This is a genomic window from Enterovibrio paralichthyis, from assembly GCF_019209835.1.
Taxonomy (GTDB): domain Bacteria; phylum Pseudomonadota; class Gammaproteobacteria; order Enterobacterales; family Vibrionaceae; genus Enterovibrio; species Enterovibrio paralichthyis.
This window is the reverse complement of the sequence record NZ_JAHUTS010000003.1, coordinates 370,222-387,581: the sequence shown is the minus strand read 5'-3', so window position 1 is coordinate 387,581 and position 17,360 is coordinate 370,222. Positions and strand designations below refer to the sequence as shown.

Sequence of the window (17,360 nt, the reverse complement as noted above, 5' to 3'; positions counted from 1 at the left end):
TCGCGAGGGTAAGGGCTGTGGTCAATTGCAAAATAAAAGGCTCTAAGTATGGGGACTTAGAGCCTTTATAAGCCATCTGTTGGATCGTTCAACCGATCATTTATCTCTTAACTGATCGGCATTAGGGACGTCCCTGCCTTTTTCTTTGTTGTTTTAGGAATCTCTTCCTAATCCTTACTTCGCGTCAGCCAAGTCATTCCGGAAAGATAATTGCGACCCGTCAGGCGGGACATAATGACAACGGCCGAGACATGGACGATCACTGCAGCCAGTGTCATGTTCGCCAGCACTTCGTGCACCTCTTCCAGCCACTCTTCGCCCCAGAAGCGGTCGGTTTCCATCAAGATACCGGAGACGCTGGTGAGAATAAGTAACGTCCACAGTGCCCACACCATCATGGCACCTGCGGGGTTATGGCCAAGGTGATCATCTTTATGGGTCTGGAAAACCTCACGCAGATGCGCCAGTGCCTTGGATACAGACGGCAGAAACTGTCGCAAAGCAGCGGGAGAATCAACCACCATCCCCCAAAGCAGGCGAATTCCCAAGGCAACAAGCAACGCATAACCCGCCCATTCATGAATATCGCTTCCTTCTTCAACCACAAAGAAATTGGCGAGAAACAAAAAGGCGATAGTCCAGTGCGTCAGCCTGACGACGATGTCCCAGCGCGTCGGTTCAGTCATCTATTTCCTCTTTCACCTTTTTCATATTTGTCGGGTCAAAATAGATTTCAGCCCGTTTGCCATCGCTGGTGTGGCCATAAAGCTCATAACAGCCCGTGTCGGTTTTCTTAAACACTTTGATTTTATAGCCCATGGCTTCGACCTGCGCTTTGGCGTCGTCCATGCTCATCCAGTTGGATTCCGGTTCTTTGGTACAGGTAGGGTCAGCCATTGCCGAAAAAGCGGTGCCAAGGGCAGCAACAGCAAGCAGAGAGCGGGATAGTGTTGAAAGTGACATTGTATTTCCTCCATGGTGAATGCCCTTTCACACTACGCCCGCTGACTTAAGGATTACTTAAGGAATTGTCAATTTACTGTCGGCATGGTGAAAAAATGTCCATCTTGCCGTCATAGGCATTGGTCTTCACATCCATCAGTCCAAGCAACGAATGGAACAGGTTGTCCTGGCTGTAAGGCTTGCCCGTATTGCTCTGGAGGCACTGCTTGTCCAAGCCTTTGTCCTCATCAAACCCGGGCGATGACCAGAACAGCATCGGCACCCTGGTCTGGGTTTCAGGGGCCAGTGCGTATGGCATACCGTGCAGGAAAAGCCCATTCTCACCCAGAGATTCTCCGTGGTCTGAGATAAAGAACAGCGCCGTATTGTATTGCCCTTCCAGCGCTTTCAGTTTCTTGATGAGCTGTGACAATACATAGTCTGTGTAACGGATGGTGTTGTCATAGGTATTGACGATCTCCTCCACCGAACAGTTTTCGATGTCAGCTCGCGGACAATCCGGCTGGAAATAGGCCATGTCTTTTGGATAGCGCTGGAAGTAAGTCGGCCCGTGACTGCCAATGATATGAAGCGCGATCACACGATCCCCTTTCATGTCAGCAATTTCCCCGTCCATCCCTTCCAGCAAAGCCATATCAAAACAGGTAGAGCCGTTGCAGAGATCATCCACGCGCTGATTGTTCACTTCGGTACGGTGAATATGCTTCGCCACGCCCTTATCCCCGCCGTCGTTTTCTTTCCAGTAAACGTCAATTCCCGCACGGGACAGGATATCCACCACGTCATCCTGGTTGTCAGCCTGCTCCCGGTCAAAGTTGTCGCGGGTCATGTTGGAGAACATGCAAGGCACGGAAACCGCCGTCGCAGTGCCGCAGGACGACACATCCTTGAAGAACACCACATCCTCTTCCTGCTTGGTAAAGGCGTTGGTCTCTCTTGGGTAACCGGTATATTCGAAGTTCTGCGCCCTCGCCGTTTCACCGAGCACGAAAACCAGCAGGTCAGGTTTATCTGGGTTTGCCTTGGGTTCCTGCACCGCATCCAGGCCAATTTGTTTGTAGGGAATGGGTTCGGAGAAATAGCGATCTTTCACCAACTGGTAACCGCTATAGACAAAGTGGGTAGGGATAATCACCCGCTTCAGGTAGCTGTTATTGCGGCCAATAGACGCATAATCCTGGTAGTAACCCGCTGCGATAGCGCCAATTGCCACCAAAGAAATCACCACAGACAGCAGTTTGGTACCGAATAAATGCAAAACGCCTTTTTTGCTGATAGGCACAAACAGGATCGCCAGTGCCGGCAGTATGCCAAACGCAGTTATCCAGCCTATTGATGCAAAGCTGATGTAAGAGGTTGCTTCAGACGTGTTGGTTTCAACAATATTGACCAGCATATCCTGGTCGAAAATCGTGCCATAGAAAAAGCCCGCATAGGTGACTGCTGATGACACCAACACCAAAAGTGCAAAAAAAGGCCGGAATAGATACGGCCATGCAAAAACGTTAAAAATCACATTTAACGAAAAGAAAAAGAAAAACGGAATGGTCGCGACAAAGACAGGGTCGACATGCTCTAGCCCGTGGAAGATCTCAACCAAACGGTCGTAGATGGGCAAATTCATAAACAGCGCAAAATAGGCTGCCAAGATCATTGTTGCCAGCCACATTGGAATTGGCTTTATTTTCATAGTTCTCTCAGTTACAGGTAAACGCAGGAGTTAGGGGTGAAGCAGGAAACAGACTTTTCATTTCCCAATACAAACCCAACTTGAGTATCCAAATTCTGGTGCGGCGACATTCTATAATGCACCGTAAAGCAAGTTATCTGACCTAACTTAAGAAACACTTAAGGGTTGGACAAAATATCGCCTACAAACTATTGAGTCTTTGGTCAAAAACAAGGTTTTGGCAATTTTGGAAGTTCACATAACAAAAAACCGGCTCGTAGTGAGCCGGTTCTTTATTGATTAAGCACTCCGGGCGAACGTCCGGTTGCTCCAAGTCGCCTCAATGGGCTGTTTACCGCAGCAGAGCGCCATGATGATGCCGAAGCAGGCTCCCTGTGTGATCATGGCCGTACCGCCATAGCTGATGAAAGGCAATGGACTACCCATCACCGGCAGCAGGCCGCTTACCATACCAAGGTTGATAAATGCATACAGGAAAAAACTCATTGCCAACGCGCCACTGACCAAGCGTGAGAATGGTGAATTTGTGTTCGCTGCCAGCCAAAGCGCACGCCCGGAGATAAACAGGTACAGCACAATCATCACCGCACTGCCGATAAAGCCCCACTCTTCTGCAAACGTCGAGAAGATAAAGTCAGTATGGCTTTCCGGGATAAACCCAAGCTGGCCTTGCGTCGCACTCATAAAGCCTTTACCGCGCACACCACCAGAGCCAATCGCAATCAGTGACTGGATAATTTGATACCCCGAACCCAATGGATCAGATTCCGGATTCAGGAATTGGGTAACGCGCATTTTCTGGTACTCCTCCATAAAGAAGAACCACATGACTGGCACAACGGCCGCCACCAGTGCGAGTACAGAGCCAATGATGCGCCAACTCATCCCTGCCAGAAACAGCACAAACAAGGTATAGATGACGGTGAAAATAGCACCATCAAGGTCTGGCTGAATAACAATCAAACTGGCTGGAACCGCCGTCACTGCCGCACAAAGGAAAATCTTATGTAGTCCCGGTCTACCCGGGTCACGCACGATAAGCCATGCAGCCATCATTGGCACGGCAACTTTAACCAGCTCGGAAGGCTGGAAACGGATAGGCCCCAATGCCAGCCAGCGTTTGGCGCCATTCACTGTTTCACCGGCGGCGATTACCCCTAGGAGCAGGATGATGGTGATGACGAACAGGTGCGGCGCAAACTGTCGGTAGCGTTTTGCCGGGATCAGCGAAAACAACAAAAGGGCGAACATGGCAATCCCCGCTCGCGCCACGTGGCGTTCGAGGATTGGCATGCTGTATCCGCTGGCGCTCCAGACGCTCATTGAGCCAAGGGTGATCAGCGAGATGATCGCTATCAGCAGCGGAATATCGAATCTAAGATGAAATTTGTTCATTGCCTTGTTTTAACTATCTGAAAAACACAAAAACGCACCGAGCCTGCGCCCGGTGCGTTTTCCCTAATAAAATCAAGCTTTTGATGTTGGCGGTTTATTCCCACGCAGCAATTTGCGAATACGCCAAGTCAACGCGGTCATGATCGCAGCACACAGCGTGATGACAGGCGCTGCCATCAACCCCATGGTCACTGCACGGCTAAGGGTATCCGGCAGTGATGGCAAAAGGAAGCCGACGCCCGAAAGCAGACACACCCACAACGTAGCGCTGAGCCAACAAAAATAGTGGAATCGTGGTGCATCTTTCACACGCATACCCATCATCATCGGCACAATTGAGCGCACACCCGGGATAAAACGCGCCGCAAACAGCGCCACCAAGCCATGTTGACGCAACAGTGCATCCACGGTTTTCATGTTCTTTTCAGGCACTTTATCAAGCCAGGACTGCACCAGCGGCAGTTTGTTCAGCCAGCGTCCCTGCAAAAAGGCCAACCAGCTACCCACCGATGCCGCGATGATCAGCAACGGGAACGCGATAGCCGGGGTCAAAACGCCCACTGCCGCCAAGGTACCTACCAGCACAACCACACTGTCACAAGGCAAAGGTGCCGCGGGCAAAAAGCCGCTTTCCATACCGATTAAAACGGCGACGATAATATAAATCAGCACTGCACTGCCCGGTGCCAGTAAGGTATCGAAATCCTGATGCCAAAGGGCGATCAGCACTTCTTGAATAGCTTCAAACATGATATCTCCAACATGTTTTGGAAAAATAAAATAAAAAGGCGAAGGAGAAGCCGCTAACTAGCGCGTGTGTATATAGCGGAACTGGAAATTAGAAGGGTCCTGATCGGCACTTCTGCGTCGTTGGAGATCGAAATAGGACCAAGCCGCTAGAGTGGCAACCGCGCTGAAGAAAATGCGCAGCCCATTTTCAGGCAAATAAAGCCAGGGCGTCGCATCATTCCGCAGTGGTACCGATGAAAAAAACGGACGTTGGGCCGCGTTGCGGAGCAAGGGGGATACCGTCACTGCCCTTGGGGCTTTTTCACCAAAATCTAGGTTCTTAAACGCCTGCGCACTGACCCCGGAATTGCTGACGCTGAGCATGCTGAGACAAAGCGCAGCCGCACACATAGCGATAGCAAAAGGCAGATTTTCCAGCAGGCGTTTCAAGTGACATTCCTCATGTCTGAGATCAGACAGAATTTACTGCCAACGAACGGCAAAATACAACATATTTTATTCGTCGCCAGCGTTAGCAATCTCACAAGTTAAGATTCTGAACCACCTGACAACCACGCTTCACGTTTTGCCTGGTCAAGGAACGTCCAACACACCACCCGCGTGACCTTCTGTCCCTGCGCCATTTCAATGGTTCGCACTGCGTCAACGTTCATCGCTTTGAGCTGTTTATAGATGGCGTCCAGGTTCTCTTTTTTCGACACCATAGTGGTGAACCAAAGGCACTGGGTTTTACATTCTGCGCTTTGCTCGATCATGCGACGGATAAACGCTGCTTCGCCGCCAGGGCACCAAAGCTCCGCATTCTGCCCGCCAAAGTTCAGGCTTGGTTTACCCTGTTTCGCCACGGTTTGGACATCAAAGCGTTGTGTGCCTTTTTTGCGGGCATTGGCCGCCAGGTTACGCACTTTGCGTTCCGAGCCTTTGGTAGCCTCAGCCATGGAGGCATGGAACGGCGGGTTACACATGGTGAAAGTAAAACGCTCGTTGGCGTTAATGATGTCAGTGAAAATATGATCAGGATTTTTCTGCAGCCTGCACTGGACGCCCCCTTTCAGTGAGGGGTTAGCATCCACCAGCAGCTTGGCGCTTTTTACCGACACAGGGTCGATATCTGCACCGACAAACTGCCAGCCATAAACGCGGTGACCAATCATTGGATAAACGCAGTTCGCACCGGTGCCGATGTCCAGACCCTTTACTGCCTTTCCTTTCGGGATCTCACCAAAGGTCTCTGCCAACAAGTCGGCAATGTAGTGGAGATAATCCGCGCGCCCCGGAATCGGCGGGCAGAGGTAACCTGGTGGGATGTCCCAAAAGCCAACCTGATAAAAATGTTTTAACAGCGCTTTGTTGAGGGTCTTCACCGCCTCCGGGTTGGCAAAATCGACTGACAAATCACCAAACGGGTTTTTCTTTACGAAGGATTCCAGCTCCGGCGTCGCTTTGATCAGGGAAGGAAAATCATAACGTGCCCGGTGAGGGTTACGTGGGTGAAGCCCTTTCTTCGGAGCTGTTGGGGTTTTGTTTGGTTTAGCCATAATGATCTACCGTTGGCAGTGTCCGGAAATTGCAGGGCACGGATTCTAACACGGCATTCCATAATTCAAAGCAAATGACCAAGATAGACGTCAGTGACCCAGATAGACGTCAGTGATATAGCGGAAAGTCAGGAAACTCTTTTCCTGATAGCGCTCAAAAAGCATTTCCATCGCACTCACCAGTTTGGCGTACTCCGGCGTATCCCGGTCAGGGCAATATGACGAGGAATGCAGTCGCCCCAAAAGGCCATCGAAGTCAAACCGCTGCTGGTGTTCAAACGTCTGTTGTTTGACCTTGCCATCGAAAAACCCGGCGATGTCTTCAAAATCCAGGTTCATATGGCTGATTTGGCTGTAATCGGTAGCCAACTCATTAAGCAGAGCTTCGTATTCGCGTTGGAAAGGGTCGTTCAAATCGCGCGAGTTCCACACCAGGGCGACAAATCCACCCGGTTTAAGCACGCGCCGGAACTCCGCTTTAGCACTGTCGTTGTTGAACCAGTGGAATGCCTGCGCTGCGGTGATGATATCGACGCTGTTGTCCCCAAGCCCGGTTGCTTCTGCTGAGCCTGCTTGCGCCGAAAAGTCACCATTTCCGCCAAGCCATGCAACCGATGCTGCACGCATATTTTCGTTAGGCTCTATGCCGGTCACGCGACATCCCTTTGCCAATAACTGATGGGCGAAAATGCCGGTACCACAGCCGATGTCTGCAACCAAAGGCGTAGAGGAATCACAGGCGTCATAGATAAGATCCACGGCCGCCTGTGGGTAATCCGGGCGGTATTTCACATAGTCCGCTACCCGGTCTGAAAATCGTTCCTTCGAATCTTTTGACATATCGCTCCTTGTTTAGACGTGGGGTTTATCAATACTGTGCTCAGTAGGTTGCGGGGTAACTGTCATCACTTTCACACCGTTTGGCGTATCAAAGCGGTGCCAGATTCCTTTAGGCACCACGATCAATTCGCCCGCCGATAGAGAAACTGGCGTTTCTTCGCTGTCGTTGAGCAGGTAGATGGTCGTTTCCCCTTCCAGCACATGAACAAGTTCATCGCCCGGGTGACGCTCCCATTCGCTTTTGCCCGCGTAATAGGCAATGAAAACGCCACCGTCACGGTAGTCTGCCAGTGCGTCGAACGCCTCTTCCCCTTCACCGGTCAACGAGTGCTGCGGTGTACGGTTTTCCAGAAACGTTACTTTTTCAAACGCATTGGTCAGGTTGACTCTGCTTCCCTTCATTCCTTGTCCTTCGCTTACTCGCTGGTTTTGTTAAACCACTGCCCAAGTTTTTCTGCTGCCTTTTCGCCATGCTCGGCTTTCACATGCATGGCAACAGCCGCTGCGGCGGCCGCCAACGCGCCTAAATCATCAGAAAAACCGACTGCCGGCACCAAGTCCGGAATGGCATCAATCGGCGCGATAAAATAGCCCAGAGATGCAAAGATGGTGGTTTTCGCCCACTTTGGTGTGTCGTCATCGGTGGCGGAGTAGTAAAGCTTAATGGCATTTTCCAGCACATCGTAACCGGCCTTTTGCGCGAAATTCCGCGCTTTGCTCCAAAAGCCTTCTTCTGAAAACTCATCCAGGTACTTGTTGTCACTCATTGTCCGCTCCTTTTACTCACAGACTGATTACTGACTTTAACGAGCATTAACAAGAACCACAATATGGGAGATTTTTCACACAGATCACAATTGATAAAAAACCCACTTGGTCAGGCTGCTATCATTGGGCGCAAACAAAAAGACGGGAAGGATATAACGTCGATGACAAAATGGAGCCTGATCCGGCGATGGGTCACGTCTCAGTTTCAAAATCTCAGCGGCAAACATGTTGCAATTGGCTTTGCCGGTTATGCGCTGGCGAGTTGGATTTTGCTTCGCCTTGCAGGGGAGCAGGCGCTCACTTCTTCACTGCATGATTTCTTTTATTATCTGATAGTCACCGCCTCAACTGTGGGTTATGGCGACTTATCGCCCTCCACAGATGCCGGGAAATGGATAGTTTCGCTGTTTGTTATCCCGGTTGGACTTACCCTGTTTGCCGTTTGTATCAGCCGGGTGGCGGCTGTCACCATCGATTTTTGGCGCAAAGGATTACTTGGAAAAAGGAGCATTGACGTGTCCGGACATATTTTGATTCTGGGTTGGAATGAAAAACGTACCCTTCACCTTATCGACATGCTGCTCCATGAAGAGAAGGACAAACGCCCGATTGTGCTGTGTGTGCGGGTGGATATTGAAAACCCTATGCCTAAGCAGATTGATTTTGTCCGCACCACCAGCTTCACCGAAGAAACGGCCATGAACCGTGCCGGTGTGGCGGATGCCAGCTGCATTATTATCGACAACCCGGAAGATGACATTACGTTTGCTGCCGCGCTGTTCTGTGCCAGCAAAAACCCCAGCGCCCATATCCTCGCTTATTTCCAGGAGGAGGTACTGAGCGATCTGCTGAAAACTCACTGCCCGAACGCCGAATGTATTCCTTCCGTTTCCGTCGAAATGCTGGCCAAATCCGCTGTCGACCCTGGCTCTTCCGAGCTTCACCACGAGCTGCTCAATTCACAGAAGGGAATGACTCAATACGCCGTCAATTACCCCAGCGATGCCCGCCCAACTACAGTGGGTGACCTGTTCCTTTGGATGAAGCAAGACCATGAAGCCACCCTGATTGGTTTTCGTCGCGGTCGAGATTCCCATGTCAGGTTGAATCCCACCCTCTCACAGCAAATCCTGCCGGACGATTTACTTTTTTATATCGCCGATGAGCGGGTGCCGGAATTTAACTGGCGCAAATAACCGGAGCATGAAAAAAGGAAGCGTGAAAGCTTCCTTTTTACTCACCCTGCAATTGGCTTACAGCAGGTTCATTTTGTTGCGCAGGTTACGGCGCAGCAGGTAACCAATCTCCCTGCCCTGCTTGCCAAGGTACGCCCCCAGCAAACCACCGAATCGGGCACCGCTTCGCGAGCCTTCGTACAGGGTATCAAACAGCACGTTCTCCACTTCCACCAGGTAATTACGGCGGTCGTCAGAATCGAACCACGCCAGTGAATGTGAATTCAGTGGGCTGTTGATCAAGGTCAGCTGTTTCTCAGCCGGCAATTTACCCAACATTGCGCCAAACAGCTTGAGTAAGTTAAACGGACGCGGTGAAAGCTCGTTGGTGCGGGTAAATCCCGCTGCGAAGCAAACTGGAGCAATCTCAAGCCCTGATTCGTCCAGAATACAGTGACGCAGCAAAGATGCCGTACTTTCCGGCCACACCTCCACTTCCGGAGAAGGACGGCCAGCAATGTAGTCCCACTCATAGCCATAGCTGGCGACATCAATTTTGTTTAATGCCACGACAAGACGGCTGTCGAAATTTTCACCCAGCTCCGGGATCATAATGTCGGTGATCAGGCGGTAGCCTTCATTCAGGTTTTGCTGGGCGGCATCCATCACTACCACCACCATATCCACCAGCGGGTTGCCTTCTGCATCCTGTTCGCTGAGTGTCGCACCAATCTGCATATCCAGCTGTCTATCATGTTCAGCATTACCATTGTGGCCGGGATAATCCCACACCGTCAGGTTGCCCGCTTCATAGCGCTGGATTTCTGATTCTGAGGTGACTGCAGGCACTAGCGCCTCACCAAACAACGCTTTAATGGTCGAGGTTTTACCTACACCTTGTGGACCCGCAAACAGAATGTTCAGGGGTTTGTCGTCAAGTTGATGCAGACGTAGCTGCAGGGTGGCTTTCTTGAATTCATCAATCAGCGAAGAATGGCTGATGTCATAAGCCATTTGTTTGGAAAACGAGCTGCTTTGCATGGAATATCCCTCAGTTGGTACGTCTTAATCCACGTGTCTTAATCCACTTCGTTCCCTGAACTTTACGCAATGGCTCGTCTCAGCAATGTCTCACTCTTGAGCGCGATTAACATTTTGTTTACTTAGAGGATGTTGTACGGAAACCAAACGTGGTAGGCGTTGACGAAAATGGCCTGTGAGAACAGGCCATTCGGGGAGGATTATCAGACAGTAATGCCGAGCTGCAACCGTATCCGGTCACTGAGAATATCCCCCAGTGCCCGGCCATGGCGGCCAAGGAAAGCACCCAACTGCCCACCAAAACGATCACCGTCATAAGCGCCAATGTGAAGGGTATCGAAACAGAGGTTCTCAACGCTTTGCAGGTAAAGCAGCCTGTCGTCATGATCACGCCAGACATTATCGCCCTGACTGAGTGGCTGGTTGAGTAACAACAGCCTTTTTTCTTCCGGCATCGCCGCCATCATGCGTGCCAGTAATTTAAGCAGGTTATACGGTCTTCCGGTTGGCGACTCATGCCCCAGCGCGCTGAAGGCCAAGGGTTTGGTGTAGACACCCGTGTTGTGGATCAGCCGATAGCGCAATGTGGCCGCTGTGCAATCCAGCCAGATTTCTGCATCCAACGGCATCATTTCATCGACGCGCGAGCCACGGATCGAAGAGGCCACTTTGTCAGCTTTGCTGAACAGCACCATCAAACGTTGCTGCAGCTTCTCCCCCATCATCGGCAAGACGGTATGGCAAATATCGAGGTAAGCATCATCCAGATTACTGTTTGACGCGTCCAACACCACCATCACCAGATCAATCAAAGGCTCACCGCTTTGATCCGTTTCTCCTAGCAGCGCAGCAAGTTCAATTTGCGCCGCATCGGCATTTTGCCCATAGCCTGGCAGCGGCGCTTGAAATACGGTCAGGTTGTTCAGGGTCTGGCGGATGATCGTCCCCTCCACCGGTGTGCTCTCCTGTGTCTGGCTATTGCCGAAAAGGGCATTGAGCGTGGCCGACTTACCAGCGCCTTCCGCTCCAATCACCAAGATATTGGCGGTGGTTTGCGAAAGAACATCCAGCCTGCGGTTCAAACGCGCCTTATAGCCTTCGTCCATTTCAACACGTTTCGCAATGTCCGCCCTTATCGCTGCAAAAAGCGAATTGGAGGGTGGCTGCCCAGCGTGCGCCTGCTTTAACAACGCCAACGATTGGCGAAGATGGTTATTCAGATATTCATTTCCCTGCATGATGTTGGTTCTCCTCTAAAGACAGATTCACCACTGAACCACTCATCACTTTATGCATGGAATGACTTAACAGGTTGTCTCGCTGTTGATAGTCAAACTCAAACAATGGCTGTCCACGTTTAAAAACTCCCGTTTTTAACACGCCAAACACCCCAAAGTACCGCCGGTCTCCCCTTCTCCCGTATCTCTCACAACGGTGCCATGAGCGCCCTTTGTTCTCGGGGGAATTTTCGCAACGAAGAACAAATAAACTTAAGAAATGCAGACACAAAGGTCCGAAAAAGCGAAATAAACCCTTCCTTTATTTTTTGCCAATACCCATGAAACCGCGAATTCATTTTACGTTTAAAAGTTAAATCTGATTATTAAATCAGGCTCACATCTTTTATCACTAATAGGACGTGATTCATAAAGTGCACACATTTGAATTTCACAAAAAACGCTAATGACGAAACAAAAAGTTGCTGACTACGCTTTTCGTAGCCTGCTTTTAATGTCCAGAAATTGCATTTACTTTCGCCATTAAAACGTGGTTCAGGCTGACGTTAAGACGTTTCACTTCGCAATGACAATAGCTTGCATACCCAAACGAGCTGGAGGTGCTCGCTGCATCCTGCATCTTAAGTTTGATTGGGTATAAAACAACAATTAATGGAATTGCATATGCCTGTATATTTTTACGAAAACAATGTCAGACACAAAAACAAATACTGTCGACCGCGATCTCAGCGTAGAAATTAAATTCAGACTATCAATTTTCCACCAATAACGAGCGCAATACCAGCCAGCAAATCTTCACGAGGGTATCAAAATGGCAGACTCAACAGAAATAAAACCCACCGAGATTAATCCGCCACCAAAAAACTCACACAACCTTGAAGCAACCAAATATTTTATCTTCAATCAGACTGGCAACATCATGATGTCCAGTACCATTGATTCAAGCTCGGATATGTCAGATAAGGTGCAGCGAATATTCGCCGAAGTCTCTGTTTTCTTTGCAGGTATGTCGCGGGCGATGAGTTCGACAAAAAACCCGGCCACCGGTAAACCCTACTCCCTTTACAACTATGCGGCGCTGGAAAGCATCATCAAAGGCTCTGGCCTTTTCGTGCACGTCACCGAAGAGGATGTCACCCATACCAGTAAAAGTGGCGGCGCAACCTTCAGTAAAGAGTTGATTGAATCTTTACTCGGCCTTGCCACAGGTACCGGTCAACTGGCGTTTGCCTCTGCCATGATCTCATCTATCGGGAAGGAAGGGCTCAACATCTCCGCCAGCAAGGACAAAACCAACAGCAAGGTCGCCAACATTGTCTTTGTTTGCGAATACCTGCTTGGCATGCCCTCTATCAGTGCCATCGTGGTCTATGCCGACATGGCGAAGAACGAAGTCGCCTTCAAAGCAGGCCCCTGTATTAAAGGCCATTCATCCAGCATCACCCTGAACATGCACAAAGACACTTACATGTTCGTTACGCCAACCTTTATCCATGAATATGCCGGGGATCTGGACTCCATCAATGCGGATCCCAAATATCTGGAAATGATCAACTGGTTGAGCGGCCTGCTGTTGAGAACACCCGCTATCTTCACCGTCGCAGACCGCGGCAAAGGCTACGAGGCCGTGGAATCTGGCTCCGCCTTGGTGGCTGGCAGGGCTTACGCACTGCAAGGTCAGTTCATGCCGGTCGACAAGGTTTCCCTGGAGTGGGCGTCCGGCGCAACCACATCAACCTTTACCAACGCCAACTTCACTGGCGATCAAGTGGCATTCACCGTCACGGGTACCATGGATGATGAGTCTGCCATTAATCTGGTTGTCACCGACAAAAACGGCAAAAAACTGGTTGTTGCAGCCTCTCCTGGCTCGTTTACCGTTGCTGCGAAAGAGAGTTAAAACCCAGCCCCATCCCAATAAAAATGGGATGGGGTGTTCCCCGGGAGCCTGAGATGGAAGAAGCCACACTGACGGTTCAATCCCTTGTCGCAACGCAACCTTTGCTTGTCGGCTTACTGACAGGTGTGGTCGTCGCATTGCTGATCGCTTACTTCATCATCAAGCGTAGAAAGCCCAAAAACGAACCCGAGAAACCCGCCAAACAGGAAGATATGGTTTCTCCGCCCCACTACGTGATCCTGAATGAAACCGGCAACATTGTTATCGCCAGCCACCGCCATCCGACCGAAAAACTCCCCGAACCGGTGCAGCGTATTTTTATGGAGGCAATCACGACGCTTTGTATGATCACCAAAGCCATCGCTGCCACTATTGACCCGGAAACCGGCCGCCCCTGCTCTATCTACAACCAGTTCGCGCTGGAACGTATACTCGCCAACCACCCGCTGTTTGTTCACCTTGGCCAGGAGTCATCTCACTACAAGGCACGCAGGACGAAAGACTTCATTGAACAAACCTCCAACGATATGTTTGGCGTCAACGATAACCATGATGTGAACAAAAAGATGGCGGCGATTTACAACAGCATGAATGTCGCTGCTCAAACCATCAGCCAGCACGGAGAAAACCCTAACGCCCGTGTTGGACACCTCTCCCTTTACTGCGAAGACATTATGGGTATTCCAGTGATCACCGCCGTCCTTGTGCATATTGGTTATGAAGAAACGGTCAAACTCGCCGAGCAGGCGCAGAAGAAAGTGTGGGATATAAGAAAAGATTCAATCGGCATCCGAAAAGACTCATACCTTTACAACAGCCCCAGTATGCAAGAGCATTTTCCTGCAGAAACCCTGCAAATGGCGCTTAAACAGGCGCAGTCAGCGGTGTGGGTTGAGAAGAAAAAACCTGATGAGGATGAAAGCGAAAACCCGGCAGAAAAACCAGCCCCGGAAGGCTGATTCTTCCTCGCAGGATCACTGGGTCATGAGAGGTCTGCTTTGTCTGCTGCCGCAATCTGTTGTTGCGCTTTTTCAGACTCAGACTTCAACAGTTCATACCATTTTTTACCGCCTTCTACGTTTTCCTGAAACCAGATATACACCGGCGCGGCGGCATCCTGGAATTTGGCTTTTTCTTCAGGTGTTGGCACGTAAAGTTTCCCGCCCGCCTTTTTGAACGCTTCATAGGCAGCAATCGACTTACGCTTCGGTGACGCAAACGTAGCCTGTTGCAAGGCGCGGAAGCCATCCACAATCACTTTGCGAAGCGCAGGAGGCATATCAAGGAAAACCTCGTTGTTCATGTACCAAAGCGCTGACATATAGGCGTGACCATCCAGCGTGACGTATTTCAGCCCCGCTTCCGGAAACTTCATCCCCATAATATCGGTAATACCGTTTTTCGAGCCTTCCACCACACCGGTCTGGAAAGAAGTGTAAAGCTCAGGCCATGGGATCGGCGTTGGGCTTGCACCTAGCGCTTTCACCAATTCTTGTGGCAAGTCAGCCACCACAGTGCGGATTTTCAGCCCTTCAAGGTCACTCGGTTGTTTCACGGTGCGTTTGGTGTTGGCAAAGTTACGCCAGCCGCCGGTGTTACCGATCGCCATCAGGCGCAGCTTGTTGTCGGTGTCAGCCAGGATCGCTTTGCGTAGTTCACGCACAAAATCCCCTTGTAAGACAGCTTCCGTAGTGCGGTCATCCGGTAACACATAAGGCAGGTCAAGCACCTGAATGTAGGGGAACATGTTGGCTGCGCCGCCAGAGGTCGAAATATAGATATCGACCGAGCCATCTTCCACCGCCTGGATACACTCGGTGCCGTTGCCGCAAAGCTGGGTGCCGATGTAAAGATCTACCTTGATTTTGCCGTTGGAGTGGGATTCCACGAAATCTTTGAACACCACGAGGCCGTCATAGTCTTCGTCATTTTCATTGGAGTTAGCCACTGCACGAAGGTTGAAGTCTGCCGCCATGGCAGGAACCGACAACGCCGCGGTGGTCATTAACCCCGCCAGCAGTGCCAGCGCACTTCCCTTGAATGCCTTACGCATTTTGTTTGCCGTTATTTTCATACTTCACCTTTTCACTTCCGTGATTGCCAGCCAAAAGACTGTTTCCACATAAGGTGAGAACTTACGTTCTCGGTTGCTTATTTACCCAAACAACCTGAATCCTGCATCTTCAGGTCGATTAGGTTTAAAACCCAGACTCAGGCCAGTCCTAACCAGTGCGGGATAGTCATGGAAAGAGACGGGAAAAACGTAATAAGGAAAATCACGATCACTTCCACTGCCAGAAACGGCAGGATCGCGACAGAAAGCGTTTCGACTTTTTCGCCGGATACGCTGGAAGCCACAAAGAGCACCAGCCCCATCGGTGGCGTTGCCAAACCGACTGTAAGGTTCACGCTCATGATGATCGCGAAATGCACCGGGTCTATACCCAGACTGACAAAAACCGGGGCCAGGATGGGCCCCAGAATAATGATGGCGGGCCCCGCATCGAGGAACATGCCAACAACAAAAAGCAGGATGTTGATAAGAAACAGCAGCACCAGCGGGTTCTCGCTGATCCCGAGTGTCCATTGCGCCATGGATTCGGCCGCGTGGGAAAGGGACACCACGGTTTTAAAGGCCAGCGCCGCACCCACCAAAAGAAGCACCACCGCGGACGATTTTGCACTGGTGGTGAAAATATCCGGGATGTCTTTAAGCTTGACGGTGCGCAGCACAAACATGCCGACGATCAGGGTGTATAGCACAGCAATGGCCGACGCTTCCGTGGGTGTGAAAACCCCACCCAAGATACCGCCGAGAATGATCACCGGTGTCAGCAAAGGCCAGAACGCCGCTTTGGTCGCCTGCCCGCGCTCCCGCCAAGTAGCTTTTTCACTGGCAACGGGCAGGTTCTGGCGTTTCGCCATCAGGGCAATCAGCAACATCAAACCCAGGCCAATCATCAGTCCCGGCACAACGCCCGCCGCAAACAGCGCAGCTACCGAAATCTCCATGGTGTAGGCGTAAATGATCATGATGCCGGAAGGCGGGATGATCGGCCCAATCACTGAAGAGGCCGCAGTAATGGCAGCCGCAAATCTTCGCGTGTAGCCGTTCTTTTCCATCGCCGGGATCATCATCGAACCAATGGCAGAGGTATCTGCCACCGCCGAACCCGAAAGCCCCGCAAACAACATGCTCGACATGACATTCACATGCGCCAGGCCGCCGCGCACATGGCCAATCAGGGATTGGGAGAGATTGACCAGACTCAGGGTGATACCGCTTCGGTTCATCACCTCGCCCGCCAGCATAAAGAAAGGGATCGCCATCAGCGGGAAAGAATCAATCCCGTTATAGATATTGCGAAACAGTAAGGGGATATCCCGATCCATGCCTTCGGCATATATCATCAAGCCCGGTGCGGCGAGCAGCGCGAAAAACACCGGCATACCGATAAGCAGCAAAAGCAAAAACAGCGGTAAAAAGAAGATCAACATTTACAACCACATCCTTATGACAGCCTCATCCTGTTGCTCAGCGCTCTTCAGCGGGCGCAGCAACGGCATCCTCTTCCTTGATAAACAGTGCTTTCAGGAACATTTCGAGATTGGCGAGCAGCATGGTGCCAAAACACACCGGCATAGCGAGGTAGATCCACGCCCTTTTTAAGGGGAAAGAAGCCGCGCGGGTTCGGAAGCCGCGGTCAAAAAACTCCAGCGCCACGGTGAACAACTGCACCAACACCGCAAAAGCCAACAGCAGAAGCAACACGCGGATCACCCTGCCCACGTTATGCGGCAGGTAATTGAAGATCATATCGATGGAAACAAACATACCCTTGCGGTACGCCTGCGCCGCGACCAATGCCATCATCCAGATCATTAGCGCGCGGGCGACTTCTTCAGGCCAGGGCAAGGCGGCGTTGAACACATAGCGACACACAACCTGAAGCAAAATGCTGGCAACCATCAGTGCAACCAGCACCCAAGCAATAGAGGCACCCACCCTGTCTAGCGTATTGTTGACGCTTTCCAATGCGGAAATGACGGACTTCATTGCTG

General features: G+C 50.9%; 18 protein-coding genes. 3 read left to right on the top strand and 15 right to left on the bottom strand.

From position 1 onward, the window contains the following. Positions 1-167 precede the first annotated feature (167 nt). From KU854_RS05995 to KU854_RS05950, 10 genes are all read right to left on the bottom strand, one after another. Positions 168-686: a cytochrome b/b6 domain-containing protein gene (locus tag KU854_RS05995; protein ID WP_218357531.1), complete on the bottom strand. Its 519-nt coding sequence runs from the start codon at positions 684-686 to the stop codon at positions 168-170. Continuing rightward, positions 679-963: a PepSY domain-containing protein gene (locus KU854_RS05990; RefSeq protein WP_218357530.1), complete on the bottom strand. Its 285-nt coding sequence runs from the start codon at positions 961-963 to the stop codon at positions 679-681. Before KU854_RS05990 ends, KU854_RS05995 begins: the two co-directional genes overlap by 8 nt. A 73-nt stretch (positions 964-1,036) precedes the next feature. Further along, on the bottom strand, positions 1,037-2,653 hold the full coding sequence (locus tag KU854_RS05985) for a phosphoethanolamine transferase (protein ID WP_218357529.1): 1,617 nt from the start codon (positions 2,651-2,653) through the stop codon (positions 1,037-1,039). A gap of 279 nt (positions 2,654-2,932) precedes the next feature. Further along, positions 2,933-4,048 (bottom strand): rod shape-determining protein RodA, encoded by a 1,116-nt coding sequence (gene rodA, locus KU854_RS05980; RefSeq protein ID WP_218357528.1) that lies wholly within the window; start codon positions 4,046-4,048, stop codon positions 2,933-2,935. A gap of 72 nt (positions 4,049-4,120) precedes the next feature. After that, entirely contained in the window at positions 4,121-4,798 is a 678-nt protein-coding gene (locus tag KU854_RS05975) for a DedA family protein (protein ID WP_054780092.1), read from the bottom strand. Positions 4,799-4,855: 57 nt separating this feature from the next. Continuing rightward, the gene (locus tag KU854_RS05970; protein WP_218357527.1) at positions 4,856-5,227 is read right to left on the bottom strand and encodes a hypothetical protein; all 372 of its coding nucleotides are present in this window, start codon (positions 5,225-5,227) and stop codon (positions 4,856-4,858) included. Positions 5,228-5,325: 98 nt separating this feature from the next. Next, a complete protein-coding gene (gene rlmF, locus KU854_RS05965; RefSeq protein WP_218357526.1) occupies positions 5,326-6,336 on the bottom strand; it encodes a 23S rRNA (adenine(1618)-N(6))-methyltransferase RlmF in 1,011 nt (336 codons plus the stop codon). 90 nt (positions 6,337-6,426) lie between these two features. Beyond that, entirely contained in the window at positions 6,427-7,176 is a 750-nt protein-coding gene (locus KU854_RS05960) for a class I SAM-dependent methyltransferase (RefSeq protein WP_218357525.1), read from the bottom strand. 12 nt (positions 7,177-7,188) lie between these two features. After that, on the bottom strand, positions 7,189-7,578 hold the full coding sequence (locus tag KU854_RS05955) for a cupin domain-containing protein (protein WP_218357524.1): 390 nt from the start codon (positions 7,576-7,578) through the stop codon (positions 7,189-7,191). A gap of 14 nt (positions 7,579-7,592) precedes the next feature. Continuing rightward, on the bottom strand, positions 7,593-7,943 hold the full coding sequence (locus tag KU854_RS05950; RefSeq protein ID WP_218357523.1) for a YkvA family protein: 351 nt from the start codon (positions 7,941-7,943) through the stop codon (positions 7,593-7,595). Positions 7,944-8,105: 162 nt separating this feature from the next. Between KU854_RS05950 and KU854_RS05945 the strand changes: the two genes are divergently transcribed. Further along, positions 8,106-9,140 carry an ion channel gene (locus KU854_RS05945; RefSeq protein ID WP_218357522.1) on the top strand — a complete coding sequence of 345 codons (1,035 nt, stop codon included), beginning with the start codon at positions 8,106-8,108 and terminating at the stop codon, positions 9,138-9,140. Positions 9,141-9,197: 57 nt separating this feature from the next. Here the strand turns inward: KU854_RS05945 and KU854_RS05940 are convergent, their stop codons facing one another. Together KU854_RS05940 and KU854_RS05935 are read right to left on the bottom strand one after the other, a co-directional pair. Next, positions 9,198-10,160, bottom strand: a complete 963-nt coding sequence (locus KU854_RS05940; protein ID WP_218357521.1) for a GTPase — start codon at positions 10,158-10,160, stop codon at positions 9,198-9,200. 203 nt (positions 10,161-10,363) lie between these two features. Continuing rightward, positions 10,364-11,398: a GTPase family protein gene (locus KU854_RS05935; RefSeq protein ID WP_218357520.1), complete on the bottom strand. Its 1,035-nt coding sequence runs from the start codon at positions 11,396-11,398 to the stop codon at positions 10,364-10,366. An 811-nt stretch (positions 11,399-12,209) separates the two neighbouring features. Between KU854_RS05935 and KU854_RS05930 the strand changes: the two genes are divergently transcribed. After that, complete coding sequence (locus tag KU854_RS05930) at positions 12,210-13,298, top strand: hypothetical protein (RefSeq protein WP_054780098.1); 1,089 nt, start codon at positions 12,210-12,212, stop codon at positions 13,296-13,298. Positions 13,299-13,351: 53 nt separating this feature from the next. Continuing rightward, positions 13,352-14,257, top strand: coding sequence for a hypothetical protein (locus tag KU854_RS05925; RefSeq protein WP_218357519.1), 906 nt, complete (start codon positions 13,352-13,354; stop codon positions 14,255-14,257). Positions 14,258-14,280: 23 nt separating this feature from the next. On the opposite strand, the gene KU854_RS05920 is transcribed toward KU854_RS05925, so the two are convergent. The 3 genes from KU854_RS05920 to KU854_RS05910 all read right to left on the bottom strand — a co-directional run bounded on the left by KU854_RS05920 (position 14,281) and on the right by KU854_RS05910 (position 17,355). Then, positions 14,281-15,372 carry a TRAP transporter substrate-binding protein gene (locus KU854_RS05920; protein WP_218357518.1) on the bottom strand — a complete coding sequence of 364 codons (1,092 nt, stop codon included), beginning with the start codon at positions 15,370-15,372 and terminating at the stop codon, positions 14,281-14,283. 137 nt (positions 15,373-15,509) lie between these two features. After that, positions 15,510-16,796, bottom strand: a complete 1,287-nt coding sequence (locus tag KU854_RS05915; protein WP_218357517.1) for a TRAP transporter large permease — start codon at positions 16,794-16,796, stop codon at positions 15,510-15,512. Between the two features lie 37 nt (positions 16,797-16,833). Beyond that, on the bottom strand, positions 16,834-17,355 hold the full coding sequence (locus KU854_RS05910; protein ID WP_418885843.1) for a TRAP transporter small permease: 522 nt from the start codon (positions 17,353-17,355) through the stop codon (positions 16,834-16,836). Positions 17,356-17,360 lie beyond the last annotated feature (5 nt).